This is a genomic window from Anabaena sp. AL93 (assembly GCF_001672085.1).
Classification (GTDB): Bacteria; Cyanobacteriota; Cyanobacteriia; order Cyanobacteriales; family Nostocaceae; genus Dolichospermum; species Dolichospermum heterosporum.
In genome coordinates, this window is record NZ_LJOU01000051.1 from 1 (window position 1) to 24,739 (window position 24,739).

Here is a 24,739-nt window from a genome sequence, read left to right on the forward strand (position 1 = left end):
GACAAGTAGAATTATTAACAGCTTTTTCTATTGTTATAATTATTCCTGCCCCTTCGATTTCTTGAAAATCTAACACTTTCATATCTGGGAGATTGAGAATTTGATCTACAGAAAATTTCATAGCTATCACCAAAACTTTTGTATTTTATAATTATCATTATATCATCATTGCTATCTGAACATATTTAAAATCTTGTAATCTCTTGCTGGTACTGAAGTCTGAGACTTAATGAATATAAATTTTAGGTACTAAATTTTAGTTATTTGAGTTTCCACCATAAAAGTACCGCAAGAGCCACTTTAGTAAACTTTAGCTATTAGCCCGGAAATTCATTTCTGGGCGGGTGTGGAAGCCAAACAAATAAGGTAACTAATGGCGTGAGACAAATTCCTACTTTGATTCCTGCGCTTCCGTAGGTTGAGTAATAGCTTGACAATATCTAATTAAAGTATCAATGCGTTCTTCAATAGTTTTCAACCTAGCTTGCAATGTCGTTAATTGCTTTGCTCCTTGGAGAAACATCATATCTACTTCCAATAGTCGCAACTGCTTACTTATTTCGGTTTTATAGGATTGTTCTCGTGAATTAGCATCAACCAAAGGAACAATTTGCTGGCTAAAAAACGCCTGTAATTTGGCTAAATGCGGACGTAACTCCCCAGCATTGAGTTTACCTGCTGTTACATTAGTCCGAAACTCGTCTAGAAATGTTGCCAATTCCTGATATTTATCACAATTAAAAGACATCTGTTGCTAGTTAAGATAGTATTAATGTCAAGAAAATTTTCTTATATCCCCAAGCTTTCCATTGTTCCTGCTCAAAATCACAAGTCTCAAATTTTATTTGGAGGCTTGATTTACCGTCAATAGGTTTTTGATTATGTTTGAAACAAACCTACAATGGATGATGACCACAGGCAATTAGGACATCATCTCTCCAACCTTGTCTCTAAACCTTCAGTCAACAGCATCTATTTATAGAAATGCTGTTATTTTTGCTTATCTCTGAACCTATCCACAAATTACCTTTTTTATTTTATGAGTAGTGTAGCCGTCAAACCTCCTGTTGATGTTGTTCTCCCAGACTGGCTTAACAAATGTTTAATCGCACCTCCAGCGCCAATACTTACAGAGGAGGAAGACCGAACGTATAACGGTAATGCCTTAATTTGTCGGGCTTTTCAGTTTGCATATCAACTACATGGTGGTCAAATTCGGAAATCGGGAGAACCTTATATTGCCCATCCGGTTGCTGTAGCGGAAATACTCCGTGAACTAGGTGGTAGTCCTGCTATGATAGCAGCCGGGTTACTTCATGATGTAGTTGAAGATACAGAAGTTACAAGTGAAGATATAGAAGCACGGTTTGGTCCAGAAGTCAGGTTATTGGTAGAAGGTGTTACCAAGCTGTCGAAAATTAATTTTACTAGCAAAACCGAAAGTCAGGCGGAAAATTTCCGGCGAATGTTTTTGGCTATGGCGCAAGATATTCGTGTCATTGTGGTGAAACTGGCAGACCGTTTGCATAATATGCGGACTCTCCAATATATGTCAGAAGCTAGTCGTCAACGTAGCGCCCAGGAAACGCGAGATATTTTTGCACCTTTGGCGAATCGCTTAGGGATTTGGCAAATTAAGTGGGAATTAGAGGATTTAGCATTTAAATATTTAGAACCAGAGGCTTATCGAGAAACTCAGCAATGTGTCGCGGAAAAACGCACGGCACGGGAAGAAAAGTTACTCAAAGCTACGGATACTTTACGCCGTCGGTTACTCAAGGCGGGGATTAATTGTTTGGAAATTAGCGGTCGTCCTAAACACCTTTATAGCATTTATCAAAAAATGCAGCGGCAGCAAAAGGAATTTCATGAAATTTACGACTTGGCGGCGCTGCGAATTATTGTCCAAAGTAATGAAGAATGCTATCGCGCTTTAGCTGTTGTTCATGATTCTTTTCGTCCTATCCCTGGTAGGTTCAAGGACTACATTGGATTGCCAAAGCCAAACCATTATCAGTCTTTGCATACGGGGGTAATTGGCTTGACTGGTCGCCCGCTGGAGGTGCAAATTCGGACTTTGGAAATGCACCATATCGCGGAGTACGGAATTGCTGCCCATTGGAAGTATAAAGAAACTGGGGGTTCTGAGAATACTTCCGTCACAGGCTCTGATGAAAAGTTTACTTGGTTGCGCCAGTTGCTAGATTGGCAAAGTGATTTAAAAGATGCTCAGGAATACTTAGATAGTGTTAAGGATAATCTATTTGAAGATGATGTTTATGTCTTCACCCCAAAGGGGGATGTTGTTCCTTTAAGTCCTGGTTCTACAAGTATTGATTTTGCTTATCGGATTCATACGGAAGTGGGAAACCACTGTGCGGGAGCGCGGGTTAATGGTCGCATTGTGCCTTTGTCAACGCGCTTGCATAATGGCGATATTGTGGACATTATTACTCAAAAGAATAGTCATCCTAGTTTGGATTGGTTAAATTTTGTTAGCACTTCAGCGGCGAAGTATCGAATTAAACAGTGGTACAAGCGATCGCGCCGGGAAGAAAATATCGCCAGAGGACGGGATTTATTAGAGAAGGAATTGGGGAAAACTGGTTTTGAGAATTTGCTCAAATCAGATGCTATGCACACTGTCGCGGAAAAATGTAATTATCACAGTGTGGAAGATTTACTTGCCGGTTTGGGTTATGGGGAAATTACCTCGAATTTAGCGCTGAACCGTTGGCGAGAAGTTGTGAAAGCTAGACAACCAGTAAGTGATGTTGTCCCATTTATCCCCAAAGAACCAACGCCAAAATCCTCACGGGATACCCCACTAATTACTTCCCGTGCTAGTGATTCCCCGATTATTGGTATGGAGGGTTTGGTTCATCATATTGCTGGCTGTTGTAACCCCATTCCCGGTGAAGCAATTGTGGGTGTAGTCACACGAGGAAGAGGAATTTCTATCCACCGCCAAGGCTGTCATAATGTAGATCCTATTGAGTGTGAGCGGTTAGTACCAGTGCGCTGGAATTTGGCTATGGAAAACCGCAGCCGTCCCCATACTTATCCGGTTAATGTGCAAATTGAGGCTATGGACAGGGTGGGAGTATTGAAAGATGTATTGTCACGCTTGAGTGATCAGGGTATTAATGTTCGTCATGCTCAAGTGAAAACTTGTTTGGGACAACCTGCGTTGATGGATTTGGGAATTGATGTCCGCGATTGTTCTCAGTTGGAACATTTATTTGTGCAACTCAAGAAAATGAGTGATATTCTCAATATTCGCCGTGTTTGTGAGACTGAGGACTGCGGTTAGTGGGGTGTTACAGCTATTTTCATTATCTCACGCAAAGGCGCAAAGGCGCAAAGGAAGAAAATATATGAAAATGGCTGTGATTTAAGGTTGTTACGCGATTTCATTGAGGGTTTGTAGAAGTTGATCTATTTCTGCGGCTGTGTTGTAATGGGCTAGTCCTATTCGTAATAAGCCGCCTGATGTTTCTACGTCTAATTTTTCGGTGAGGTTGGTTGCATAGAAGTTTCCGTACCAAGCGAATATTCCCTGTTCTCCTAATATTTTGGCTATGGTTGCTGGTGTTTTTTCTGTCATGCGAATGGATACTGTTGGTGTGCGCCATGTAAATTGGCTGGGTTCGGTAATTCCATAGAGGGTTAAACCAGGGATTTTTAATAATCCTGAAATCAATTTTTTACTTAATTCTCTTTCGTATTGTTGAATGGCTGACATGGCTGATAATAATGCGGCTCGACGACTATGATAGGCTGATGCTAATTTGTGGTTTGGTTGGGCTATTTCGGTTAGGAATCGAGGACAATGGAAGGTGGTTAAGCCTTCTCTATCGGCTTCTATTAAGGAGGAAAGTAATTCGTTATCTAAGGTTGGGGAAACATGACAACCTAATTTTGCTAAATAATTAATTGCTGCTACTAATCCTGCTAAACCTTCATGATTTAATGTTCCTGTTTCCCATCTGGAAGGGACTTCTTCTGATGCGGGTTTAACTTTATAAGGGGAAAATCTGGTTAAATGTTCTCTTTTTCCGTAAAGAATTCCTAGATGGGGAGCGAAGAATTTGTAGGCGGAACAGGCGAGAAAATCACAGTCTAAATGATGAACATTTATTGGTGCATGGGGGGCGTAATGGACGGCATCAACATATACTAAAGCTCCGAAACTATGGGCAATTTTAACTATTTTAGCAATATCATTAATTGTGCCGACGGCGTTGGAAGCGTAAGTTACTGCTACTAGTTTGGTGCGGGAATTTATCTTTTTTTCTAAATCGGTTAAATCTAATGTACAGTCGGCAATATTAATATTAACTGTCCGAATAATCACACCTTTTTCTTCTAAAGCATACCAGGGAGAAATGTTGGCTGCATGGTCTAAGTCTGTAACAATTATTTCATCACCGGGTTGGAGTTCTCTACCGATAGCGCGACTCACGGAGAAGGTGAGGGTGGTCATATTTGCGCCAAATACTACTTCATCATGATCGCATCCCAGAAAGTCGGCGATCGCCGACCTGGCAGAAATAATCAAGGCATCGGTTCGCATACTGGTAGTAAAAGCACCGTGAGCATTAGCATTTGACCTGACTAAATAATCACTAATTGCGTCTAGTACACCACCGGGTACTTGTGTGCCACCGGGTCCATCAAAGAAAATTGCTGGTTTTCCGTTGATTGTTTGTGTGAGTGCGGGAAACTGGGAACGAATCCATTTTATATCCAGAGATTCCATGATTTTTCCTCTTTTTGATGATTTTTGTTTCGCGCAAAGGGAGAAATATATTAATTTATATTGTAGTCTAAGATTCAATGTTGTTGTAGAGGAAAAGCAACATGATTTAAAAGGTTAATAGGGCTAATATTTTTTAATAGTTGCATTTGTTGTTGATTTTTGACTAACAATGCCCCTGCAAACCCCAATGAGTTCACAGAAATTGATTCAAATTCTTCAAATTTTCTGGGAACAATTAACATCCATTCTCGTGTCATTAAAAGATTATATGCTCCTGATTGGATATTATTTTCTAGGGGGTTAATTCCCAAGGTTTGTAGTAATGTATGATATTTTTTGAAAGTTATTTCGGCACTTTCTCCCAAGTTAATTTCAGTGGAAGCGTGTACAAAGGGAAATTCTGGGATAGTTCCCAGGGAATTATCTAATTTTGCGGCTTTTACAAGTGGTGAAATGGGAATATCTGTTTCTGCAAAAGGGACAATTTGTAAATGTTTATGTGGTTGACTCGCACCAGCAAGTTTACCACCGTTATAAAATACTAACCCATCAAATTCTGCTAAACAAGCCCACATAGCTGTAAAATCTTCTAGGGTAAGTAGGCTTTCCTGTGGTTCAAAAGCGCGGGTAATTATCAAAAAGTGATAATCAACAACATTGAATTTATTTAAAATACAAACGTGAGTAGGGGAGATATCCGCCACAAATAAAGCTTCTTCATAAGGTAAAAAAGGATTAAATTCTTTACCAGTTTTAGCAGTTTTTTGATTTTGTTTTTCTTGATCAGCTTTTTTGCGATTGATATTTTCTAAAATTCTGACAACAAACTTGATTCCATCTTGTTCAAAAATTTCCACCTCTGTGGGAATAGATTTTAAAGCTCCAGATTTTAAAGCCAGTTCGGTGGTTTTTTTGAGACTTGTCCATAATGTACCGGGTTTAAGTCGGATTTCCTGCTGGTGCATATTTTATAGGAGATAACTAACAATTTTATATCATAAATTGGTTACATAAAATCAATAATTTCGGCTCTACATTTCGCTTTATGTAAACATTTATTGTAGGTTGGGTTGACGCAAGGAAACCCAACAACTCTTACTATCTTAACGCCAATGTTGGGTTGAGGTACGTTCATGAAGTGTGGCGATAGCTTGAGTGGCGACGTAGGAGCCATAGCCATAACCCAACAAATGCATCGGGTTGCGCTGTCGCTTAACCCGACCTACAAAAAATGGACAAGATATTGTATAGTATAATTAAAATCAGCAAATTATCACCATTCAAGAGGTGAATCATGGTTCAAACCTTAACCAAATCAGTCAGCTTTGAGGAGTTTATCCAATCCTATCCAGAAACAGGATCACGTTATGAATTGCACAATGGAAAAATTGTAGAAATGAACCCACCAGTAGGAGATCATGAATTCGTAATTGGTTTTTTAGCCCGTAAGATATCAGGAGAATTAGATAGACTTAATCTTTCTTACCTCATACCTAAAACAACATTAATCAAAACACCAAAATCTGAATCTGCCTATTCACCTGATATTTTATTACTCAATCCTGCCAACTTACCTAATGAACCTTTGTGGAAAAAAGAATCAACCATTACTCAAGCTGCTTCAGTTCCTTTAGTGATAGAAATTGTTAGCAGTAATTGGCAAACAGATTATACTCATAAAACCAACGATTATGAATCAATGGGTATTCCTGAATATTGGATAGTTGATTATGGTGCTTTCGGTGGTAAGAGATTTATTGGTAATCCTAAACAACCAACTATTTCTATTTATTCTTTAGTTGATGATGAATACATAGTTAATCAATTTAGAGGTGATGATTTAATTATATCGCCATTATTTCCAGAACTCAAATTAACACTTTCACAAATTTTACAAAATATATAAATACTGTAAGCGTCAGATCCCCGAATTCTCAAAGAAGTCGGGGATCTGATCTGTGATCTGAATCTAAGAACAATATAAGGTATCTCTTGTCTCCCTTCCTGTCACGGGATTAGTACCTTTTGCCACCATACATAGTTTCTTTTGTTCATCTCGACGCAGTAGTACATCAGTAAAATCTGCACCCTCGATTATAGCACCATCAAATTTGGCACCAGCTGCAAATGCTCCTTCTAAAACGGCGTTGGTTAAATCGGCTCTAATTAACCGCGCTGAATCAAGTGTAGCATTAGTTAGGTCTGCTCCCTGTAAATTTGCTGATTCTAGATTGGCGGCGAAAAAACTAACACCTCTTAAATTAGAGTGACTAAAATTACTGTAGCGAAGATTTGCTTTAGTAAAACTAGAATCTGTTAAATCACGTCCAGAAAAATCAGCACTGATAAGAATTTCTTTGTTATATTCCAGTGCTACAGCAGAAGGGACAAAAGCTGCTAAGACTGTGGTGGAAATCATCACCCAAAGTAATAAACTGAGTATACTTATCCAATTGGGATGCTTAGTATTCATGGTATTGTTAATTAATGGCTAATCCTTCTCCATTTAATTATGCAGATATTGGTAACATAGGTGAAGACCTAGTAGCCAAATGGTTACAATCTACAGGTTGGGAAGTTTTGCAGCGGCGCTTTTGTTGTCGTTGGGGAGAAATTGATATTATTGCCCAATATCAAGACACAATGCTGGCGTTTGTTGAAGTGAAAACCCGGAGTTCTGGTAATTGGGATGAAGGGGGAAAAAATGCCATTACTCCCCAAAAACAAGCAAAAATCTGGCGGACTGCGGAAATATTTTTAGCTGAATATCCACAAAAAGCTGATTATGCTTGTCGCTTCGATGTGGCACTTGTTCATTATCAATTACAAAGTAAAAAGATTATTAGCGAAGAATTTTTAGAGCGTTTATCTATATCTGGATATGAATTTAAGCTGCTACAATATATTGAGGCAGCTTTTGAACAGTAATAATCATGATTGCAAAATTATTTTTACGTTGTGACACTTAATTTAGCATTGTTTAAGCGAGTGTTTCTGGACAATACCCTAAACCTCGAACAAACTGTTGTCTAAATGCTTCAATTTCTTCTCTTTCCGGGCTACCATGAGAAACAACTGCTACTTGGTAACGACGCATTACGTCTATGGGTGTTTGTCCAGATTCCAAACTCCAAAATGCCATTTGGACTCTCATTGGTGGCTGATAGCTAATTCCCAATTCACTCAAGAAAGCTCGAAAATCACCATCTTGTTGATCTGAGACTGTTTCTTTGAGTTTAATTCTGACTACCCAACCATTAATTTGATGAATCACGCTCACAAAGGAAACGGGAAGTTGTGGTCTACCATGTAAGTATTGAACGATTCTCAGGGTGAGTGTGGCATTGCCTAGATAGTACAAGTATTCCATCATAGTGTTATGGGATTCAATTTAGTTCTACCTATCTATCTTCGTTAATGGGGTGGAGTTCCCGGTAGGGTAAAAGCACCCGTTATTCTATGGGGAGATTTACCCAATAATTCAGGAGTCAGGAGGTAGGGGCGCAGGGCCTGCGCCCAGTCAGGAGTCAGAATGAAGAAGATGGAAAGAAAAGGCAGTAAAAGTGATGTATAGCGGTTACAGTAAGTTTTGTAGCTCATTTAAGTGCATACTATTATAACAATTTAACAATTACTTGATTAATATGAAGCGACAAATAATACAAGATAAAGCGAAAACACAAAATGTTAATTTAGATTGTTCGTTGTCTAGTTATGACTACGAACTTCCACCAGGACTAATCGCCCAAAACCCTGCTGTTCCTAGAGATAGTTCTAAGTTATTGGTGGTAAATTCTCCCGAAACTGCTAAAACTATACCACCTCTACATCACATTTTCCGTGATTTGTCGGAATTGCTGAAACCGGGTGATTTATTGATTATGAATAATACAAAGGTAATTCCCGCTCGGCTATATGGCTGTAAGGATACAGGTGCGGGGGTGGAGGTGTTGCTATTGGAGGAACGAGGGCATAATTGCTGGTTGGCTTTGGTGAAGCCTGGAAAGCGCTTTAAGGTGGGTAGTGAGATTATTTTTACAGCGGGAGGAGATGGGAATAAACAGGAATTGAGGGCGACAGTTGTTGAGTCAGATCCAGAAACTGGGGGGCGATTATTACAGTTTGATTTGCCCCCAGCAGTTCCTTTAGTGCAGGTGTTAGGGAAGTTTGGACAGATTCCCCTACCTCCTTATATTACGGCTTCTACTGCGGCTGATGAACAGTATCAGACGGTGTATGCAGCTCAACAGGGAGCGATCGCCGCCCCAACAGCAGGATTACATTTTACACCGGAATTACTAGAAAAGCTGCGTAATTGTGGGATTAATCAAGCCTTTATTACCCTTCATGTTGGTATCGGTACTTTCCGCCCAGTGGAAGTAGAAGATGTCACTACCCACGCCATGCACGAAGAATGGATTGAAGTTCCTGCTGATACCGTTGAGCAAATTCGGGCTACTCAGGCTGCTGGGGGACGAATTATTGCGGTAGGGACAACAGCGGTAAGAGCTTTGGAAGGTGCGGCGCAATCTGGGGATTTACAGCCCTTTGTCGGGAAGACAAATTTGTTTATTTATCCGGGCTATAAATGGCAGGTTGTGGAGGGGTTAATCACCAATTTTCATTTACCCCGTTCTAGTTTATTGATGCTGGTTAGTGCTTTAATTGGTAGAGAAAGATTATTGGATCTTTACCAGCAAGCAATTAGTTCTGAATACCGCTTCTACTCTTTCGGTGATGCTATGTTGATCTTACCAGAAGGGAAAAGTATTCAATTATGAATTTTTGATGAAGTGATGGATAATCTAATTTAGATAAGTAGGTAGGCGTTAAAAAATATAAGATAGACCTAACCTCCCAGCCCCCTTCCCTACCAGGGAATGGGGAGTCAAAGCCTCTCCCCTGCAAGGGAAGAGGTTTGGAGAGAGGTCTTATATTTAATTATGCCCAGTTACTTAGATTAGATTCAGTATAACCAAAGGGTAGTAAGTCATGTATCAAAAATGCCATAAATATCCGTCTTTTAACATAGCTAGGGCTACATACAAGCAAGTGTTAATGAGTATCCTTTCTACTTCTTCTGCATTTTTAATCTTGACTTTACCTGCAATTATTAATTCTCCCAACAGTCAGGTATCAGCAGCAGAAGTTGTTTCCCAAGATTTAGAAGCAGCTATATCTTTTCAACAGGGAGTGACATTTTATAATCGTCAAGACTATCAAGGTTCGGAAATGGCTTTTCGTAAAGCCTTAGAGCGAGATCCTAATATTGGTGCAGCCCGAAATTATTTAGGTAATATTCTTTTACAACAAAATCATTTAGATCTAGCTATCCAAGAATTTGGAGAAGCCATTAGATTAAATCCCAATTTGGGATCAGCTTATTATAATTTGGGTGTAGCTTTACAAAAACAGGGACAAAAAGAAGCCGCTATTACAGCTTATCGTCAAGCCTTAGTGGTAACTCCCACATTGGCTGATGCTCATTATAATTTGGGGGTTTTATTCTATGAACAAGATCAGCGTCAAGATGCTATTTCTGCTTATGAACAAGCAATTAATTTAGATAGAAATCATGAAAATGCTTATTTCAACTTAGCAATTGTTCAACAACAAGAAGGTCAAGTAGAATCGGCGATTTCCGCCTATCGGGAAGTTTTAAAAATAGATCCTGAAAATTCTGTAGCTTACAATAATTTAGGTAGTCTTTTAGTAAATCAAGGTAAAATTGCCGAAGCAATTAATATTTATAAAGCAGCAATTCTGCAAAATCCTAAAAACACCTCTGCTCACTATAACTTAGGAGTAGCTTTATATAATCAAGGTGTCTTTAAGGAATCCGCTCAAGCATTAAGACGCGCTCGTCAACAGTACGTAACAGCAGGAAATACTGAGCAAGTTGCCAAAACTGAACAAATCATCCAACAAATTGCCCAAATTTTAGCACCCAAAAAATCGCCTGTAAATCAACCCGGTAGCGCAACGGCAGTTACTACTCCACCAGTTGAACAAGCACCTGCAAATCTTCCCCCTGTTGAAGACTTACCTGCAAATACTTCGACAACTGAGAAAACTACTTTACCGAATTTGACACCAGATAAACAAATCACAAATCCAAAATAATTTGTCATTTATCATTTATCATTTGTCATTTGTCATTTGTCATTTGTCATTGAAAAATTATTATTCCCTGTTCCCTATTCCCTATTCCCTATTCCCTATTCCCTGTTCCCTGTTCCCTATATTGGTAAACGATTAATATCTTTATTACAACCAATTACTACCATTGCAGAACCTTTTTCTAAACGTTTAGTTGGTTCGGGATTAATGATAAATTTACCATCATGACTTACAGCCAACATATTTAAACCGTAGCGGTTACGCAGTTGCAGTTCAGCAATAGTTTTCCCATGAAATTCATCAGGGACAATTAACTCCACAATACTGTTATCTGGGTCAAGATCAAATCTTTCTAAAATTCCCGGTTTAGTGAGTGTTCTTGCTAAAGCACAACCAGCTTCATATTCAGGAAATACTACATGATCTGCGCCCACTCGTTGTAATAATTTGCGGTGAACTTCACTAGAGGCTTTTGCAACTACGTGAGGTACACCACCTTCTTTCACATTTAAGGTAGTAATAATACTTTCCTGAACGTAGTTACCAATGGCGACAATAACGGTATCAAATTCAAAAATTCCGGCTTCTTTCAGGGCTGCTGATTCAGTTGAATCGAGTTGCAAAGCATGACCAACTATTTCTTCATTCAATGCTTCGGAAACCCGTTTTTCATCAACATCTGTAGCTAATACTTGATAACCTAAATTATGCAATGTTGAACAAACAGAACGACCAAAACGACCTAATCCAATTACAGCAAATTGGTGGTTATCTTTACGTAAACTGCGAAGAAATTTTAAGGATGAAAGGTTCATGATTTGTCAGTTGTCAGTTGTTAGTTGTTCGCTAAATCCTACAGCACTTCCCGATGTTATGAGGTACAAGAACCCCACCCCTAACCCCCTCCAGTATCAAAAGCTTATCCTTTTCTTCCCCCCGCTGCGGGGGGATTTAGGGGGGTGCGATGAGGGGACTAAGATGCACCTCATAAGAGCGGAAACCGCTGTAATTATCCAACAAGGAGATTTTCTTCGGGATAGTGAATTCTGCTAGGACGAGGATCACCTAGTATAGATGACATCAATAATAAAATACCAACGCGACCAATATACATGGTGAGAATTAAAATTAATTTTGCTGCGGTAGAAAGAGTAGCTGTAATCCCTGTGGAAAGTCCGACTGTACCAAAGGCTGATACTACTTCAAAAAGAATTTGAATAAAAGCCAATTTGGGGTCGGTAATACTAATTAAAATGGTGGCAAAAATCACTGTTGCTAATGAACCGAACACCACCCCCACAGCTTTTAAAATTAAAGAAATGGCAATTTTACGATTATATAATAATACCTCTTCTTTGCCTTGGAGAATTGCCTTTGTACAACTGGTCAGAACTCGTAAAGTAGTGGTTTTGATTCCTCCTCCTGTACCTCCTGGACTTGCACCAATAAACATCAGTGCAATCATAATGAATAATCCCGCATTAGTCATTTTCCCAATGTCAATGCTGTTAAAACCAGCGGTTCTGGTACTGACTGACTGAAACCAAGCGGCTAATATTTTATCAGATAAACTTAATTGTCCAAAGACGCTATCGTTTCTGATTTCTATAAAGAAAATTGCAATTGTTCCTAGCACTAATAATATTAAAGTTGTGCTAGTAGCAACCTTAAAATCTAGAGAGAATATTAAACAACTTGTCTTTCTAACGAGGCGATTACCTTGATAGGTAAAGCTGTCTCGCAACCACAAATACATATCCAAAATTACTTGATAACCAATACCTCCAAAGATAATTAAACAGCCAATTGTGATAATCACTAAAGGAGAAGATTGATAGCCAATTAAATTATCTTTAAATAAACTAAATCCAGCATTGTTCCAAGCACTGACACTGTGAAAAATAGCTAACCAAGTTCCTTCTTGCCAACCTTTTTCGGGAACAAAAGCTATCATTAATAAAAATACTCCCGTGAGTTCAAACAACAAGGTAGTCGCAATAATAGAACGGATAATTTGAGAGCTACCACTCATGCCTGGACGGTCTAAAGCTTGTTGAATTGCTACTTTCTGTCTGAGGTCAAACTTTCTACCAATTAATAACATTAAAAATGTGGTAGTTGTCATATAACCTAAACCACCAATTTGGGCTAATAGAGCAATAAATAACTGACCTAGAAAGGAAAATTCAGTCCCAGTATCTACCACTGCTAATCCTGTGACACAAACCGCTGAAGTTGAAGTAAATAGGGCAACAATTGGGTCATTCCAATTACCGTTACCAGTTGAAAAAGGCATTGTTAAGAGAATTGCTCCCAAAAGAATGACAGCAATAAATCCCAAACAAATTGTCCGCGCAACAGTCATAAGTGATTAAAAATGAAGAAATTTCATGCAGTTAGGTTATTTTTATATATTCCCAAGGTAGAATTAATGAGTTATTCCCTGGCGTAAAAATATCCCTATAGCGGTTATTGGTTGAGTGAAATACAAGAACCCCACCCCCAACCCCCTCCCCGCAAGCGAGGAGGGGGCTTATGACTGTATTTCATTCAAGTGCATACCGTTATATCTAATTAAAAACATAGATGGTAGCCTAAGAATAAGTTTTTTTTGCAGTTTCTTCTCATCTTTATTATTATTAAATTCATGAGTCAAATACTTTACAAACAAATTCAGGAATTTTACGATGCTTCTTCCAGTCTGTGGGAACAGATTTGGGGGGAACATATGCACCACGGTTATTATGGCGTAGATGGTAAACAGGTGAAAGAACGCCGTCAGGCACAAATTGATTTAATTGAAGAATTGTTAAAATGGGCTGATGTTAAGGGTGCAAAAAATATTCTTGATGTCGGCTGTGGGATTGGTGGTAGTTCTTTATACTTAGCTGAGAAGTTTGGGGCAAATGCCACGGGAATTACACTGAGTCCTGTACAAGCTGCTAGGGCTACTGAAAGGTCTTTGGCAATGAATTTGAGTCAAAAAACTAGATTCATGGTTGCTAATGCTCAGGAAATGCCTTTTGAGGATAATTCTTTTGATTTGGTCTGGTCACTGGAAAGTGGTGAACATATGCCAGATAAAACTAAGTTTTTGCAAGAGTGTTATCGCGTGTTAAAGCCCGGTGGAACTTTGATTATGGTGACATGGTGTCATCGGAATACGGATAAGTCACCACTGACAGCAGATGAACAAAAGCACTTGGAGGATATTTACCGAGTCTATTGTTTGCCTTATGTTATTTCTTTAGCGGAGTATGAAGCGATCGCTTGGCAATTACCATTAAATAATATTCGCACGGCTGATTGGTCAACCGCAGTTGCTCCTTTTTGGAATGTTGTCATTGATTCGGCATTTACACCCCAAGCATTTATCGGTTTATTAATGGCTGGTTGGACTACAATTCAGGGGGCATTATCTTTAGGTTTAATGCGTCGAGGTTATGAAACTGGATTGGTTCGGTTTGGATTATTACGCGGGACAAAATAAGTCCAATTCTGTTTAAAGATGTACTCAATTTAAGGATAAACGAACCACAGAGGCACAGAGGACACAGAGAAGAAAAAGATAAGGTTAGGAAATTCGGCGCAGTTTCATAAAGAAATGGTATAAGTTCAATTCCTTTAGGTGCTTACGAACAAAAAAGAGCAAAAAATGAATCAATTTTATAAACAAAGTTCTGCTATTTTTCCAGGAAGTTGGTTTTATTCTTTTTGGAAGTTTTCCCGTCCCCATACAATTATGGGAACAACTTTGAGTGTCTTGGGTTTATATTTAATTACCCTGGGTGTCACTTCAACAAATTTTTCTAGTTTGCATATTAGTCAGATTTTAGCAACATGGGTTGCTTGCATAAGTGGCAATATTTATATTGTTGGTTTGAATCAATTAGAAGATATTGACATTGATAAAATCAATAAACCTGATTTACCTCTAGCATCGGGGGAATTTACGAGAGGACAAGGACAATTAATTGTTATTATTGCTGGTATTGTTGCCTTAGCTTTAGCATGGCTAACTGGACCGTTTTTAATGGGCATGGTGACAATAAGTTTAGCAATTGGTACGGCTTATTCTTTACCGCCAATTCGGTTAAAACAGTTTCCTTTTTGGGCTGCTTTGTGTATTTTTTCGGTGCGGGGAACAATTGTTAATTTAGGTTTGTTTCTGCATTTTAGTTGGGTATTGCAAAGAAGCCAAGGGATTCCGGGTGCAGTTTGGGCTTTAACTGTGTTTATCTTGGTATTTACATTTGCGATCGCTATCTTCAAAGATATTCCTGATATGGAAGGAGATAGATTTTACAATATCACAACTTTCACCCTCCAACTCGGACAACAAAAAGTATTTAATCTTGCACTTTGGGTATTAACAATCTGTTATCTCGGCATGATTTTAGTAGCGTTATTCCATCTTGCGGAAGTCAACACTATCTTCATCTTAATCACCCATACCGTAGCTTTAATTGTCATGTGGTGGCAAGGTGCAGGAGTTGATTTACAAGATAAACAAGCCATTACTAATTTCTATCAATTTATCTGGAAATTGTTTTTCATTGAATACCTAATTTTTCCCGTCTCCTGTTTATTAGCTTAAACTCATGTTAGAAACATTTCCTACTTCTGATCTGATAGCCATTTCTGTAGTTATTTTTGGTCTTGCCATTCTTGGTTATTTGAGTATCAAAACATTGATTACCTCTAACTTATTTCAGAAAGGCATCAATTTTTATCAAGCCAAAGATTTTGAAAATGCCGAAATAGTTTTGAGAAAGGTTATTGCCATCAACTCTACAAATGATATGGTACGTTTGTTATTAGGGGATATTTTAAATCAGAAAGGACAAATTGCCGAAGCAAAAGCATTATTCTGTGAAGTAATTGATAGCAGTCCTAAAAATCCCGATGCTTATTTACGTTTAGCAAATATTCTCATGCAGGAACAACAGGAAGTAGAAGCTAAAGCTAATTTACTTCAAGCGAAAGAATTATTGCAGAAACAGCGTCAACCAGAAAGGGCGAAAAAGGTCAGCCTTTTGTTAGATAAAATGTCTAACCTGTGATTTTTTAACAACAAGATCCCCGACTTCTTAAAGAAGTCGGGGATCTGACTTATCTCCCCGTGTTTGCCCTGATACTTGTATTTGAAGAAATAGGCAGTAGGAAGAAATCCGGGTGTTCTGGTAAGATGAGTGAACCGTTTAATTGATTTTTCAGGAGTTAAAGAATGTCCATACCAGCAGATCCAGTTAAATTGATGAAGCAAGAAGTTGGCAAAGCCGCCGCCAATTTGGTAAAATCAGGTTCCATAGTTGGTTTGGGGACAGGTTCAACCACAGCTTACACAATTCAATATTTAGGAGAACGCCTCAAATCAGGTGAACTCAAAGATATTGTCGGTATCCCCACCTCATTTCAATCAGAAGTATTAGCAAAAGAGTATGGCGTTCCTCTCACCACTTTAGACGCTGTAGACCATATTGATATCGCTATAGACGGGGCAGATGAAGTAGATCCTCATAAAAACTTGATTAAGGGCGGTGGTGCTGCACATACCCGCGAAAAAGTTGTAGATTACCTAGCAAAGCAATTTATTGTTGTCGTTGATGGTGGTAAATTAGTAGCCCGCTTAGGTTCTAGTTTCGCTGTACCAGTTGAAGTTATCCCTATGGCTATTACCCCCGTTACAAATGCCATTAAAGCACTTGGTGGTAAGCCAGAACTACGCATGGGTGTGAGAAAAGCAGGACCTGTAATCACTGACCAAGGTAACATGGTTTTAGATGTCACCTTCGATAGCATTGATGACCCTGTAAACTTGGAAAAAACACTGAATAATATCCCCGGTGTTCTGGAAAATGGCATTTTCGTCAATTGTGCAGATATCGTTCTTGTAGGTGAAGTTATTGATGGTAAACCTGTAGTTAGACAACTTTAGCTTAAACAGTAGAAGCCTCTCACCTCCCTATCGGGTAGGTGATGAGAAATAAATTATCCTGATTAACGAACCACGGAGGCGCAGAGGACACAGAGGAATAAGGGTTTGAGAGATTTTTGCGTTAGGTGGTTTATCGGTTGTCAAGAAATTGCTTCCTTTCACTCGCAATGACAACTCATGCAGCACAGGTTTATTAGAGATTTCCAATCAAAAAAATATCCCAAAATTTCTTGTGGTGCGGGACGAATTGCCCGCTAATCATCAAGGACGGGCAAGGATGCCCATCCCACAAAATTGGATCATTTTTTTGTGGAGTTCTCTTAGCCCTCTCATCGCTTGCGGGGAGGGGGTTGGGTTTGGGGTTCTTGTTCCGGGTTTGATGACAATTTGCTGTAAATTACGAGTTAGGAAAAAGGAGGAAGAAAAGGAACTCTTTTCTCATTACCTTTTTCCCAACTTGAGATCAGTATAAATTTACACATATAATTATAAAAAACTAGAGGAAGAGCGATCGCAATTTTTTGTCTGATAGCGTAGCGTAAGCCATAGTTCTGGGCGGATTATGTTTAGAATGAAATAGCCCTGATCACTCTGGCTATTCCCAAAGCACCATTAAGGACTTTGTAAATGCGTAAGTCCTAATAGAAATCATTCTGTGCAGTTCTCTAATTGAAAGTTTCCGTCAATCGGAACGTAGGGATTTGAACCCTAGACCTCCACTACCCCAAAGTGGCGCGCTACCAAGCTGCGCTACGTCCCGTAAATGTGAACTTGAGATTTTAGACTTTTGGCGTGGGGATGATTCCAAATGTATGAATCTAAAATTAATTAAGTCACTCTCCTAAATATATCACAAGATCAAGAAAAATAGCAAGGGGTGATTCAAAAAACTTTTAACATTCCGACGGCTGGCAACAATTCAGCTACGGCTGAAGCCTCCCATTTACCTTCTGTCCCCCGTCCTGTATTGAGGATGAAGCGCAGATTGTAGGCATGAGCATAACCTTCCACCTCCATCCATAATAAATCACTTTCGGCTTCACAGGCAATTTTTTCCTCATCCATTAATTCTGTAGTTAGATGCTTCATGGTATCCGCAAGCTGATTAAATAGACGACAAAATTCGTTTAATTCTGCTTCGGTTAATTCTATTGCCCAATCTTCTGTGCCGACTAAGCCTTTAAATTCTGGTGCATCTGGATTCCAGCCTATGCGCCAACCAGTGCCGCTTTTGATGACTCGTTCCATACTGATTTATGCTCAAACTGCTGCTATTAATTGTGGAAATTATACCAGTTGGCTTTACCGATACAGTTAGTCTTTCACAATCTTAAATCTAAAATGCTATAATTTTTCAGCGATCGCCTTAGGATCTTGGCAAACATAATTTTGTAAACATTCCTAATTGGCACACTTTCCGGTTAGGATAGTATATCCGTTCTATTAAAACTCCTGTCCAGTAATTTTGGAAAATCCTATACTTAGAGGCAAAAATGGCAGCTAATACTGAGACTTCTGGCAAGCAAAAAGCGTTAAATATCGTCCTGGGACAAATTGAGCGCAGTTTCGGAAAGGGAGCAATTATGCGCTTAGGTGATGCCACCCGGATGAAGGTAGAAACAATATCCACCGGGGCGCTCACTCTAGATTTAGCCTTGGGTGGTGGTTTACCCAAAGGACGGGTAATCGAAATCTACGGACCAGAAAGTTCTGGTAAAACTACTATTGCCCTCCATGCCCTCGCAGAAGTGCAAAGAAATGGTGGTATAGCGGCATTTGTAGACGCTGAACACGCATTAGACCCTACCTACGCCGCTGCATTGGGTGTAGATATTGATAACTTACTTGTTTCTCAACCAGACAATGGTGAATCAGCATTAGAAATAGTTGACCAACTTGTGCGTTCTGCGGCTGTTGATATTGTTGTTATTGACTCCGTTGCCGCTTTAGTTCCCCGCGCTGAAATTGAAGGGGATATGGGGGATATTCACGTAGGTTTACAAGCTCGGTTAATGAGTCAAGCCCTACGGAAAATTACTGGTAATATTGGTAAATCTGGATGCACAGTTATTTTTATTAACCAGTTGCGGCAAAAAATCGGTGTCACCTATGGTAGTCCAGAAACTACAACGGGTGGTAATGCGCTGAAATTTTACGCTTCCGTGCGCTTGGATATTCGCAGAATTCAAACTTTAAAAAAAGGAACTGATGAATTTGGCAACCGGGTCAAAGTCAAAGTAGCGAAAAATAAAGTTGCACCACCTTTTAGAATTGCCGAATTTGACATTATCTTTGGCAAAGGAGTTTCTACCATTGGTTGTTTAGTGGATATAGCCGAAGAAACTGGTGTTCTTCTTCGTAAAGGTGCTTGGTATAGCTACAGTGGTGAAAATATTTCCCAAGGTAGAGATAACGCGATTAAGTATTTAGAAGAAAAACCAGAATTTGCTGCCAAAATTAAAGAACAGGTTCTGGAAAAACTCGATAAAGGGGCTGTAGTTTCTGCTAATTCTGTAGTTCAACCCCATGATGTTGAGGAGGAAGAAGAGATTGAGTTAGAAGAGGAATAAACAACATTAGGGACAATTCAATAAATTGTCTCTACGCCTTTTTTAAGTTTATTCAAGTTTGAAAATATATTCAGAGGCTTCAATTAAGTAGGTAAACAAAATAAAAATGAGGGGTATTGCGTTTTGTAAAATGGCTGAAACCCAATCAGAATCTCGCATTGAGACAACTTTACATACCGTTATATACCTTTAAATTTTTCTGTTCACCTACTTAGTCTAGTACAGCATGGTGCAAATAAAGCAACCATTCTTAATAGCCATTATGGGTTGGGGTAAATAAATTTCATGGTCTTATTGATGAATCGTTTTTTGGCGCAGACCCTGCGCCCCTACTTTCTGAATTTTTCATGGTCAGAATCTACTAGTACAGGTTGGCGTAAATAATATGACTATTAAAAGCTCCGAAAATTTGATTGATTACAAGGCTTGAAAATGGTTCATTCACTTAAACTGCACGGTACTAGAGAGTTTCTTAGTATACAAGGTCTTATGATTTATTTTTTGGAGTTCCCTTAACAGCTTTTAATTACAGCCAATAATTCACTGGGATGATGAATTAAAAAATCTGGGTTTTGTTTGCTGAGGGCTTCGGAAGAATTAAAACCCCAACTGACAGCAATAACTTTGATATTGGCTTTTTTAGCAGATTCTATGTCTCTAGTTTCATCACCGACATAAATTACTGCTTCAGGGTTGAAATGTTTTTGTCGCAACACATTATTAATAATTGTGGTTTTACCAAAAATAGTTACTCCTGAATAAATAAAGTCAAACAAATAATCTAAGTTATGACATTTAAGAAATTGATTGACGTTTTCTTGAGAGTTAGAGGTAATAATTCCCAGTTGATAACCTTGATTGTGGAGTTCTATTAATGCGGTATTAATTCCCTCAATAGGTTTTAATTCTGGGATTTTATGTTTTAATTCTCCTTTTACTTTTTTAACCATAAAAGGAATTTTGAATAGGGAAACACCAGAATATTTAATAATTTCTTTGGCTGTTAAATTTCTCAATAGGACTAGTTCTTGCGAATTAATCGGCACATATCCAAATTCCAAGGCTAAACGATTGGCAATAGTTACAAGAGCATCCACTGTATCAGCAATCGTCCCATCGAAATCAAAAATTATTACTTTCTGGGTCATTATTATGCCTGGATTTATCAAGATTAGCGCGAGCATTACGTCGTAACATTTCTGGTTTAATGCGTCGCAAGGCTGATGCTGTGAATCTTTTATCCCACTCCTCATTGGATATTTGGGCTAATTCTACCAGCTTGGGAGCTAAGTTTCCAGGATAGGGTTGAAAATCCTTGACATTAGTTGCTTGAGCAAATCGCTGATTCCAAGGACAAATATCTTGACAAATATCGCAACCTGCGATCCATCCTTGTAAATTGGGTGTGATGTCTGCTGGTAGTTCTTCGGCGCGGTTTTCAATGGTATGATAGGCAATGCAGCGATTAGCATCCACGATAAAGGGTTCGGTAATTGCACCTGTCGGACAGGCTTGCAAACAACGAGTACAGGTGCCACAATGTTGGGTGGATGGGCGATCGCTTTCTAGTTGCAGATTGGTTAATATTTCTGCCAAGAACACCCAAGAACCGTATTTTCTGGTAATCACATTCCCGTTTTTAGCAATCCAACCAATGCCGGCTTTTTGCGCCCAAACTTTATCTTGGACTGGCCCTGTATCTGCATAATAACGGGCTTTGACATTTTCGCCCAGGGATTCTAGCCAATTGGCTAGTTCTTTGAGCTTTTTGTGGATGACTTTATGATAATCTCGACCCCAAGCATAACGGGAAATTTTGCCATATTCATCCCCCTGGGGACGTTGATGGGGGGTATAATAATTTAAGGCTACAGATATGAGCGATCGCACTTCTGGCATCACTAAATTAATATCCTGACGCTTGGGATTTTTCATCCATTCCATGTCGGCGTGATAACCCATTTTTAACCAAGCTTGCAATTTTTCTGTCTCTGTCGTCTCTAAATCACCGACAGCAGCAATCCCTACTTCGTGAAATCCCAATTCTTTGGCTTTTGCTTTGACTGCTGCGCTGTCTATTGAGATATATTCATTCATTTTTAACTATTATTGATTTTATGACGATGGTAAAGTAGGTGAACACAATAAAACCAAAGTGTGTAAAGAAAAGTAAAATCGCCCAAAGCTTCTTCACTCTTGCCTCTTGCCTCTTGCCTTCCCAAAACAACAATTTTCAATGCTAACCTACTAATATTTTGAGTGGGTTATCTGTTGTTAACCCACTATTTTAACTGATTTCAATAACTTCTTACTCAAAATTCCCTTTAAGAATCTTCTGGAAACACCCATTTTGGGGGTTCTGTCATTTTTTTCCGCAATCTTTCTTCAGCTATTTCTAGCATTTTGTCTAAAGAAGTTTCTTCGATGAATTTTGAAGCTGATTCTCGATACTCAATATTGGGACATTGATCACCTAAAACACACCCGTTGACACAGGCTTCAGCACAGTTAATTTTTTGTTCCACCATCAATTCCTCTCTAATGTGGGTGTTTTTATTTTGTAAATAAATTTTACAACAACACTTGGTAAGTGTAATTCGGGTGCGTCTTTCCAGTAACTCTTTCATCACGCTTTTAAAGTTGGGGGATAAGTGCTGCACCACTATCAGCATAGCACGCATATAATCAACACTTTCAAGCTTCAGAGTTACATATCTTGATAACGTATCCCATGTTGGGGGATATTAGTACCTAACCTATATAATTAGTGTTGGTTTGTAATTTTAAATTGTGATGACTCTACCTAACTGGATTACTTTTTCTCGATTGCTGGGAATACCTTTTTTACTTTATGGTTTATATAATCCCACAAATGAAGCCAAATGGATATGTTTAACTATATTTTTAATTGCGGCTTTAACTGATTGGTTAGATGGATATTTAGCCAGAAAACTCAACCAAATTAGCGAATTAGGTAAGTTTCTTGATCCTTTAGTAGATAAATTATTGGTACTTGCACCATTATTAGTATTAGTAGAATTAGGAAAAATCCCAGCTTGGGCAGTGTTTATAATTTTAGCACGGGAATTAGCGATCGCCGGTTGGCGAGTTAATCAAACCACCATCACCGGGGCAAATATTTGGGGTAAACTGAAAACAGTGAGTCAAATCATTGCCATATCTTTACTAATTGCCCCCTTATCACCAACTTGGCAAACTCCGGTTTTAATTACCTTTTGGATATCTGTAATATTGACAATTGTTTCAGGAGTTATTTATCTAATTCCTCAAAAAATTAGCGAGTAAAATCAAAGTAGAGCAAATTAAATGTCGAAGATAGAAGGCTTTAGAGTTAGAAATTACAGAGTTATTCGTGATATCACTTTGGGGAAATTATGGAACACACAAACTGCCAAGCCATTAACACCAATGACAGCCGTTATTGGTAAGAATGGTGTGGGAAAAAGTACCATTTTCGACACTTTTGGTTTTCTTGCCGATTGCTTAAAAAATGGAGTAGAAGAAGCTTGTTATGCTCATGGTCGTGGTGGCTTTGAGAAAATTCTCTCTCAAGGACAACAGGGAAGTATTGAGTTTGAAATCTATTATAAAGAAGATGGTAATGCCCGACCAATTACTTATGAATTAGCAATAGATATTGACTCATCTCGAAGACCTTATGTAAAAAAAGAGAGACTCAGACAACGCAGAAAAGGACAAGGTAAGGGACAACCTTTTTCTTTTTTAATTCTCAATGAAGGCAGAGGAATCGCATGGAAAGGTGAACAAGAAGGCAAACAAGATGATTTTGATGTGTCAGATTTAATGGATAAAATCCAAAGGGGTGAAGCAGAAAAAGAAAGCAAAGAAACCGAAGTAGTTGAACTTGACGATAAGCGAAAACTGGGAATTGCTACTTTAGGTTCACTTAAACAACATCCCCGAATTTCTATGTTTAGAAGATTTATTGAAGGATGGTATTTAAGCTATTTTACACCAGATGCTGCCCGCAGTTTACCTCTAGCTGGACCACAAAAGCATTTAAATACTCATGGAGATAATTTAGGTAATGTAGTTCAGTTTATGGAAAGAGAACATCCAAAAAAGTTTCAATCCATACTGGAAAAAATAGCCAACAAAATTCCCGGTGTCAACAAGATTAGCACTTCCCCAAGTCCAGATGGAAGACTGCTTTTATGTTTCAATGACAAAGGGTTTCAAGACCCATTTTACTCTCAACAAATGTCAGATGGTACACTCAAAGTATTTGCGTATCTTCTGATGTTGGAAGATCCATCACCACCACCATTTTTGTGTATCGAAGAACCAGAAAATGGACTTTATCATAAACTTTTAGAAACTCTAGCTAGAGAATTTCGAGAACACACTACAGGTCAAAAAGGTGGATCACAAATATTTGTGACAACACATCAACCATATTTTGTAGATGCCCTTGAACCTGAAGAAGTTTGGATATTAGAAAAGGGCGAAGATGGATTTGCTAAAATTAAGCGGGCTAGTGAAGATTCTTTGATTAATAATCTTGTTTCTGAAGGGTTGCCCCTGGGTGGACTTTGGTACAGTGACTACTTGGACGCAAGGTGAATATATGCACTTTGAGATATTAGTTGAGGATGTTTCCGGCAAAACTACTCTTGAGATTCTTGTTCCAAAAATTATTAACCCCGAACAACACACATTTAATATTCATGCTTATAAAGGAATAGGGCATATTCCTAAAAATCTCATATCTAATTCTGATCCCAAAAAACGAATTTTGCTCGACCAATTACCGCGACTTATTCAAGGCTATGGTAAAACATTTGCCAGTTATCCTCCTAATTATCACGCTGTTCTGATCATTATTTGCGATCTTGATGACAGATGTTTGAGTGTTTTTCGCCAAGAATTACTTAATGTTGTAGACTCTTGTGAACCGAAACCAAAAACGCAATTTTGCATCGCTATTGAGGAAGGCGAAGCATGGTATTTAGGTGATTTAGCAGCAGTAAAGGCGGCTTATCCAACTGCTAAACCAGCAATCCTAAATTCATACACCAATGATGATATTTGTGGCACATGGGAGAAGTTAGCCGACGCAGTATATCCCGGTGGTTGTCAAAAGTTGTCTAAACTTCCTTATCAGGTAAGGGGGAGAGAGAAAACAACTTGGGCGGAAAAGATATCTCCTTTTATGGACATTGATAATAATCAATCATTAAGCTTCTGTTATTTTCGAGATCAGCTTCGACGGTTAAGTGGGCAGTAAAGCAAGAAATGGCAATAAAAAACCCTGGCGAAACTGACCAGGGTTGATTAGGAGAAAATTTGAATGACGATTAGATACAA

General features: G+C 38.7%; 24 protein-coding genes and 1 tRNA gene. 13 read left to right on the forward strand and 12 right to left on the reverse strand.

Features of this window, described 5'->3' with window-relative positions:
- Nucleotides 1-391 precede the first annotated feature (391 nt).
- Nucleotides 392-748 (reverse strand): heterocyst frequency control protein PatD, encoded by a 357-nt coding sequence (gene patD / locus AN486_RS14325; RefSeq protein WP_168634821.1) that lies wholly within the window; start codon nt 746-748, stop codon nt 392-394.
- Between the two features lie 291 nt (nt 749-1,039).
- Between patD and AN486_RS14330 the strand changes: the two genes are divergently transcribed.
- Nucleotides 1,040-3,313, forward strand: coding sequence for a bifunctional (p)ppGpp synthetase/guanosine-3',5'-bis(diphosphate) 3'-pyrophosphohydrolase (locus AN486_RS14330; RefSeq protein WP_168634822.1), 2,274 nt, complete (start codon nt 1,040-1,042; stop codon nt 3,311-3,313).
- Nucleotides 3,314-3,403: 90 nt separating this feature from the next.
- Here AN486_RS14330 and AN486_RS14335 read toward each other — a convergent pair whose 3' ends face one another.
- Together AN486_RS14335 and AN486_RS14340 are read right to left on the reverse strand one after the other, a co-directional pair.
- Entirely contained in the window at nt 3,404-4,762 is a 1,359-nt protein-coding gene (locus tag AN486_RS14335; protein WP_053538615.1) for a cysteine desulfurase-like protein, read from the reverse strand.
- 74 nt (nt 4,763-4,836) lie between these two features.
- Complete coding sequence (locus AN486_RS14340) at nt 4,837-5,727, reverse strand: DUF4922 domain-containing protein (RefSeq protein WP_053538614.1); 891 nt, start codon at nt 5,725-5,727, stop codon at nt 4,837-4,839.
- A gap of 329 nt (nt 5,728-6,056) precedes the next feature.
- Here AN486_RS14340 and AN486_RS14345 point away from each other — a divergent pair, with 329 nt between their 5' ends.
- Nucleotides 6,057-6,668, forward strand: a complete 612-nt coding sequence (locus AN486_RS14345; protein WP_290601219.1) for a Uma2 family endonuclease — start codon at nt 6,057-6,059, stop codon at nt 6,666-6,668.
- Nucleotides 6,669-6,731: 63 nt separating this feature from the next.
- Here the strand turns inward: AN486_RS14345 and AN486_RS14350 are convergent, their stop codons facing one another.
- A complete protein-coding gene (locus AN486_RS14350) occupies nt 6,732-7,235 on the reverse strand; it encodes a pentapeptide repeat-containing protein (protein ID WP_290601220.1) in 504 nt (167 codons plus the stop codon).
- Between the two features lie 14 nt (nt 7,236-7,249).
- Between AN486_RS14350 and AN486_RS14355 the strand changes: the two genes are divergently transcribed.
- On the forward strand, nt 7,250-7,690 hold the full coding sequence (locus AN486_RS14355) for a YraN family protein (RefSeq protein ID WP_168634826.1): 441 nt from the start codon (nt 7,250-7,252) through the stop codon (nt 7,688-7,690).
- 52 nt (nt 7,691-7,742) lie between these two features.
- On the opposite strand, the gene AN486_RS14360 is transcribed toward AN486_RS14355, so the two are convergent.
- Nucleotides 7,743-8,132 carry a hypothetical protein gene (locus AN486_RS14360; RefSeq protein ID WP_027402361.1) on the reverse strand — a complete coding sequence of 130 codons (390 nt, stop codon included), beginning with the start codon at nt 8,130-8,132 and terminating at the stop codon, nt 7,743-7,745.
- Nucleotides 8,133-8,406: 274 nt separating this feature from the next.
- On the opposite strand from AN486_RS14360, the gene queA reads away from it, so the two are divergent.
- A complete protein-coding gene (gene queA, locus AN486_RS14365) occupies nt 8,407-9,543 on the forward strand; it encodes a tRNA preQ1(34) S-adenosylmethionine ribosyltransferase-isomerase QueA (RefSeq protein WP_190382314.1) in 1,137 nt (378 codons plus the stop codon).
- Between the two features lie 277 nt (nt 9,544-9,820).
- Nucleotides 9,821-10,885 (forward strand): tetratricopeptide repeat protein, encoded by a 1,065-nt coding sequence (locus tag AN486_RS14370; RefSeq protein WP_242032223.1) that lies wholly within the window; start codon nt 9,821-9,823, stop codon nt 10,883-10,885.
- A 116-nt stretch (nt 10,886-11,001) separates the two neighbouring features.
- On the opposite strand, the gene AN486_RS14375 is transcribed toward AN486_RS14370, so the two are convergent.
- Nucleotides 11,002-11,697 carry a TrkA family potassium uptake protein gene (locus AN486_RS14375; protein ID WP_027402359.1) on the reverse strand — a complete coding sequence of 232 codons (696 nt, stop codon included), beginning with the start codon at nt 11,695-11,697 and terminating at the stop codon, nt 11,002-11,004.
- 194 nt (nt 11,698-11,891) lie between these two features.
- Nucleotides 11,892-13,247, reverse strand: a complete 1,356-nt coding sequence (locus AN486_RS14380) for a TrkH family potassium uptake protein (RefSeq protein WP_027402351.1) — start codon at nt 13,245-13,247, stop codon at nt 11,892-11,894.
- 282 nt (nt 13,248-13,529) lie between these two features.
- Between AN486_RS14380 and AN486_RS14385 the strand changes: the two genes are divergently transcribed.
- From AN486_RS14385 to rpiA, 4 genes are all read left to right on the forward strand, one after another.
- Nucleotides 13,530-14,372, forward strand: a complete 843-nt coding sequence (locus AN486_RS14385) for a methyltransferase domain-containing protein (RefSeq protein ID WP_290601221.1) — start codon at nt 13,530-13,532, stop codon at nt 14,370-14,372.
- Between the two features lie 165 nt (nt 14,373-14,537).
- On the forward strand, nt 14,538-15,479 hold the full coding sequence (locus AN486_RS14390; protein WP_290601222.1) for a homogentisate phytyltransferase: 942 nt from the start codon (nt 14,538-14,540) through the stop codon (nt 15,477-15,479).
- Between the two features lie 4 nt (nt 15,480-15,483).
- Nucleotides 15,484-15,945, forward strand: coding sequence for a tetratricopeptide repeat protein (locus tag AN486_RS14395; RefSeq protein WP_053538607.1), 462 nt, complete (start codon nt 15,484-15,486; stop codon nt 15,943-15,945).
- A gap of 164 nt (nt 15,946-16,109) precedes the next feature.
- Nucleotides 16,110-16,820, forward strand: a complete 711-nt coding sequence (rpiA, locus tag AN486_RS14400; RefSeq protein WP_027402347.1) for a ribose-5-phosphate isomerase RpiA — start codon at nt 16,110-16,112, stop codon at nt 16,818-16,820.
- A 686-nt stretch (nt 16,821-17,506) separates the two neighbouring features.
- Here the strand turns inward: rpiA and AN486_RS14405 are convergent.
- Nucleotides 17,507-17,580 (reverse strand) — tRNA-Pro (locus AN486_RS14405).
- Between the two features lie 122 nt (nt 17,581-17,702).
- Nucleotides 17,703-18,068, reverse strand: coding sequence for a DUF1818 family protein (locus AN486_RS14410; RefSeq protein ID WP_168634828.1), 366 nt, complete (start codon nt 18,066-18,068; stop codon nt 17,703-17,705).
- A 245-nt stretch (nt 18,069-18,313) separates the two neighbouring features.
- On the opposite strand from AN486_RS14410, the gene recA reads away from it, so the two are divergent.
- Entirely contained in the window at nt 18,314-19,390 is a 1,077-nt protein-coding gene (recA, locus tag AN486_RS14415) for a recombinase RecA (protein ID WP_053538605.1), read from the forward strand.
- 512 nt (nt 19,391-19,902) lie between these two features.
- On the opposite strand, the gene AN486_RS14420 is transcribed toward recA, so the two are convergent.
- From AN486_RS14420 to AN486_RS26685, 3 genes are all read right to left on the reverse strand, one after another.
- Nucleotides 19,903-20,538: an HAD-IA family hydrolase gene (locus AN486_RS14420; protein WP_053538604.1), complete on the reverse strand. Its 636-nt coding sequence runs from the start codon at nt 20,536-20,538 to the stop codon at nt 19,903-19,905.
- Nucleotides 20,513-21,487, reverse strand: a complete 975-nt coding sequence (gene queG, locus AN486_RS14425; RefSeq protein ID WP_168634829.1) for a tRNA epoxyqueuosine(34) reductase QueG — start codon at nt 21,485-21,487, stop codon at nt 20,513-20,515. Before queG ends, AN486_RS14420 begins: the two co-directional genes overlap by 26 nt.
- Nucleotides 21,488-21,714: 227 nt before the next feature.
- Nucleotides 21,715-21,915, reverse strand: a complete 201-nt coding sequence (locus AN486_RS26685; RefSeq protein ID WP_053541223.1) for a hypothetical protein — start codon at nt 21,913-21,915, stop codon at nt 21,715-21,717.
- A 268-nt stretch (nt 21,916-22,183) separates the two neighbouring features.
- Between AN486_RS26685 and pgsA the strand changes: the two genes are divergently transcribed.
- From pgsA to AN486_RS14445, 3 genes are read left to right on the forward strand one after another with little or no spacing between them, the layout of a single operon-like run.
- Nucleotides 22,184-22,696: a CDP-diacylglycerol--glycerol-3-phosphate 3-phosphatidyltransferase gene (gene pgsA, locus AN486_RS14435; protein ID WP_027402315.1), complete on the forward strand. Its 513-nt coding sequence runs from the start codon at nt 22,184-22,186 to the stop codon at nt 22,694-22,696.
- Nucleotides 22,697-22,717: 21 nt separating this feature from the next.
- Complete coding sequence (locus AN486_RS14440) at nt 22,718-23,995, forward strand: AAA family ATPase (protein ID WP_190382321.1); 1,278 nt, start codon at nt 22,718-22,720, stop codon at nt 23,993-23,995.
- Nucleotides 23,973-24,659 carry a DUF4276 family protein gene (locus tag AN486_RS14445; RefSeq protein ID WP_231939854.1) on the forward strand — a complete coding sequence of 229 codons (687 nt, stop codon included), beginning with the start codon at nt 23,973-23,975 and terminating at the stop codon, nt 24,657-24,659. The genes AN486_RS14440 and AN486_RS14445 overlap by 23 nt, the downstream gene beginning before the upstream one ends.
- The last annotated feature ends 80 nt before the right edge of the window (nt 24,660-24,739 follow it).

Excerpts from the sequence above, each read along its gene's own strand:
- AN486_RS14420 (WP_053538604.1), bottom strand. The coding sequence starts at position 20,538 with ATGACCCAGAAAGTAATAATTTTTGATTTCGATGGGACGATTGCTGAT.
- queA (WP_190382314.1), top strand. The coding sequence starts at position 8,407 with ATGAAGCGACAAATAATACAAGATAAAGCGAAAACACAAAATGTTAAT.
- AN486_RS14385 (WP_290601221.1), top strand. The coding sequence starts at position 13,530 with ATGAGTCAAATACTTTACAAACAAATTCAGGAATTTTACGATGCTTCT.
- rpiA (WP_027402347.1), top strand. The coding sequence starts at position 16,110 with ATGTCCATACCAGCAGATCCAGTTAAATTGATGAAGCAAGAAGTTGGC.
- AN486_RS14395 (WP_053538607.1), top strand. The coding sequence starts at position 15,484 with ATGTTAGAAACATTTCCTACTTCTGATCTGATAGCCATTTCTGTAGTT.
- recA (WP_053538605.1), top strand. The coding sequence starts at position 18,314 with ATGGCAGCTAATACTGAGACTTCTGGCAAGCAAAAAGCGTTAAATATC.
- AN486_RS14335 (WP_053538615.1), bottom strand. The coding sequence starts at position 4,762 with ATGGAATCTCTGGATATAAAATGGATTCGTTCCCAGTTTCCCGCACTC.
- AN486_RS14380 (WP_027402351.1), bottom strand. The coding sequence starts at position 13,247 with ATGACTGTTGCGCGGACAATTTGTTTGGGATTTATTGCTGTCATTCTT.
- AN486_RS14440 (WP_190382321.1), top strand. The coding sequence starts at position 22,718 with ATGTCGAAGATAGAAGGCTTTAGAGTTAGAAATTACAGAGTTATTCGT.
- patD (WP_168634821.1), bottom strand. The coding sequence starts at position 748 with ATGTCTTTTAATTGTGATAAATATCAGGAATTGGCAACATTTCTAGAC.
- AN486_RS14410 (WP_168634828.1), bottom strand. The coding sequence starts at position 18,068 with ATGGAACGAGTCATCAAAAGCGGCACTGGTTGGCGCATAGGCTGGAAT.
- AN486_RS14355 (WP_168634826.1), top strand. The coding sequence starts at position 7,250 with ATGGCTAATCCTTCTCCATTTAATTATGCAGATATTGGTAACATAGGT.
- AN486_RS14370 (WP_242032223.1), top strand. The coding sequence starts at position 9,821 with ATGAGTATCCTTTCTACTTCTTCTGCATTTTTAATCTTGACTTTACCT.
- AN486_RS14340 (WP_053538614.1), bottom strand. The coding sequence starts at position 5,727 with ATGCACCAGCAGGAAATCCGACTTAAACCCGGTACATTATGGACAAGT.
- AN486_RS14360 (WP_027402361.1), bottom strand. The coding sequence starts at position 8,132 with ATGGAATACTTGTACTATCTAGGCAATGCCACACTCACCCTGAGAATC.
- AN486_RS14350 (WP_290601220.1), bottom strand. The coding sequence starts at position 7,235 with ATGAATACTAAGCATCCCAATTGGATAAGTATACTCAGTTTATTACTT.
- AN486_RS14375 (WP_027402359.1), bottom strand. The coding sequence starts at position 11,697 with ATGAACCTTTCATCCTTAAAATTTCTTCGCAGTTTACGTAAAGATAAC.
- AN486_RS14390 (WP_290601222.1), top strand. The coding sequence starts at position 14,538 with ATGAATCAATTTTATAAACAAAGTTCTGCTATTTTTCCAGGAAGTTGG.
- pgsA (WP_027402315.1), top strand. The coding sequence starts at position 22,184 with ATGACTCTACCTAACTGGATTACTTTTTCTCGATTGCTGGGAATACCT.
- queG (WP_168634829.1), bottom strand. The coding sequence starts at position 21,487 with ATGAATGAATATATCTCAATAGACAGCGCAGCAGTCAAAGCAAAAGCC.
- AN486_RS14345 (WP_290601219.1), top strand. The coding sequence starts at position 6,057 with ATGGTTCAAACCTTAACCAAATCAGTCAGCTTTGAGGAGTTTATCCAA.
- AN486_RS14330 (WP_168634822.1), top strand. The coding sequence starts at position 1,040 with ATGAGTAGTGTAGCCGTCAAACCTCCTGTTGATGTTGTTCTCCCAGAC.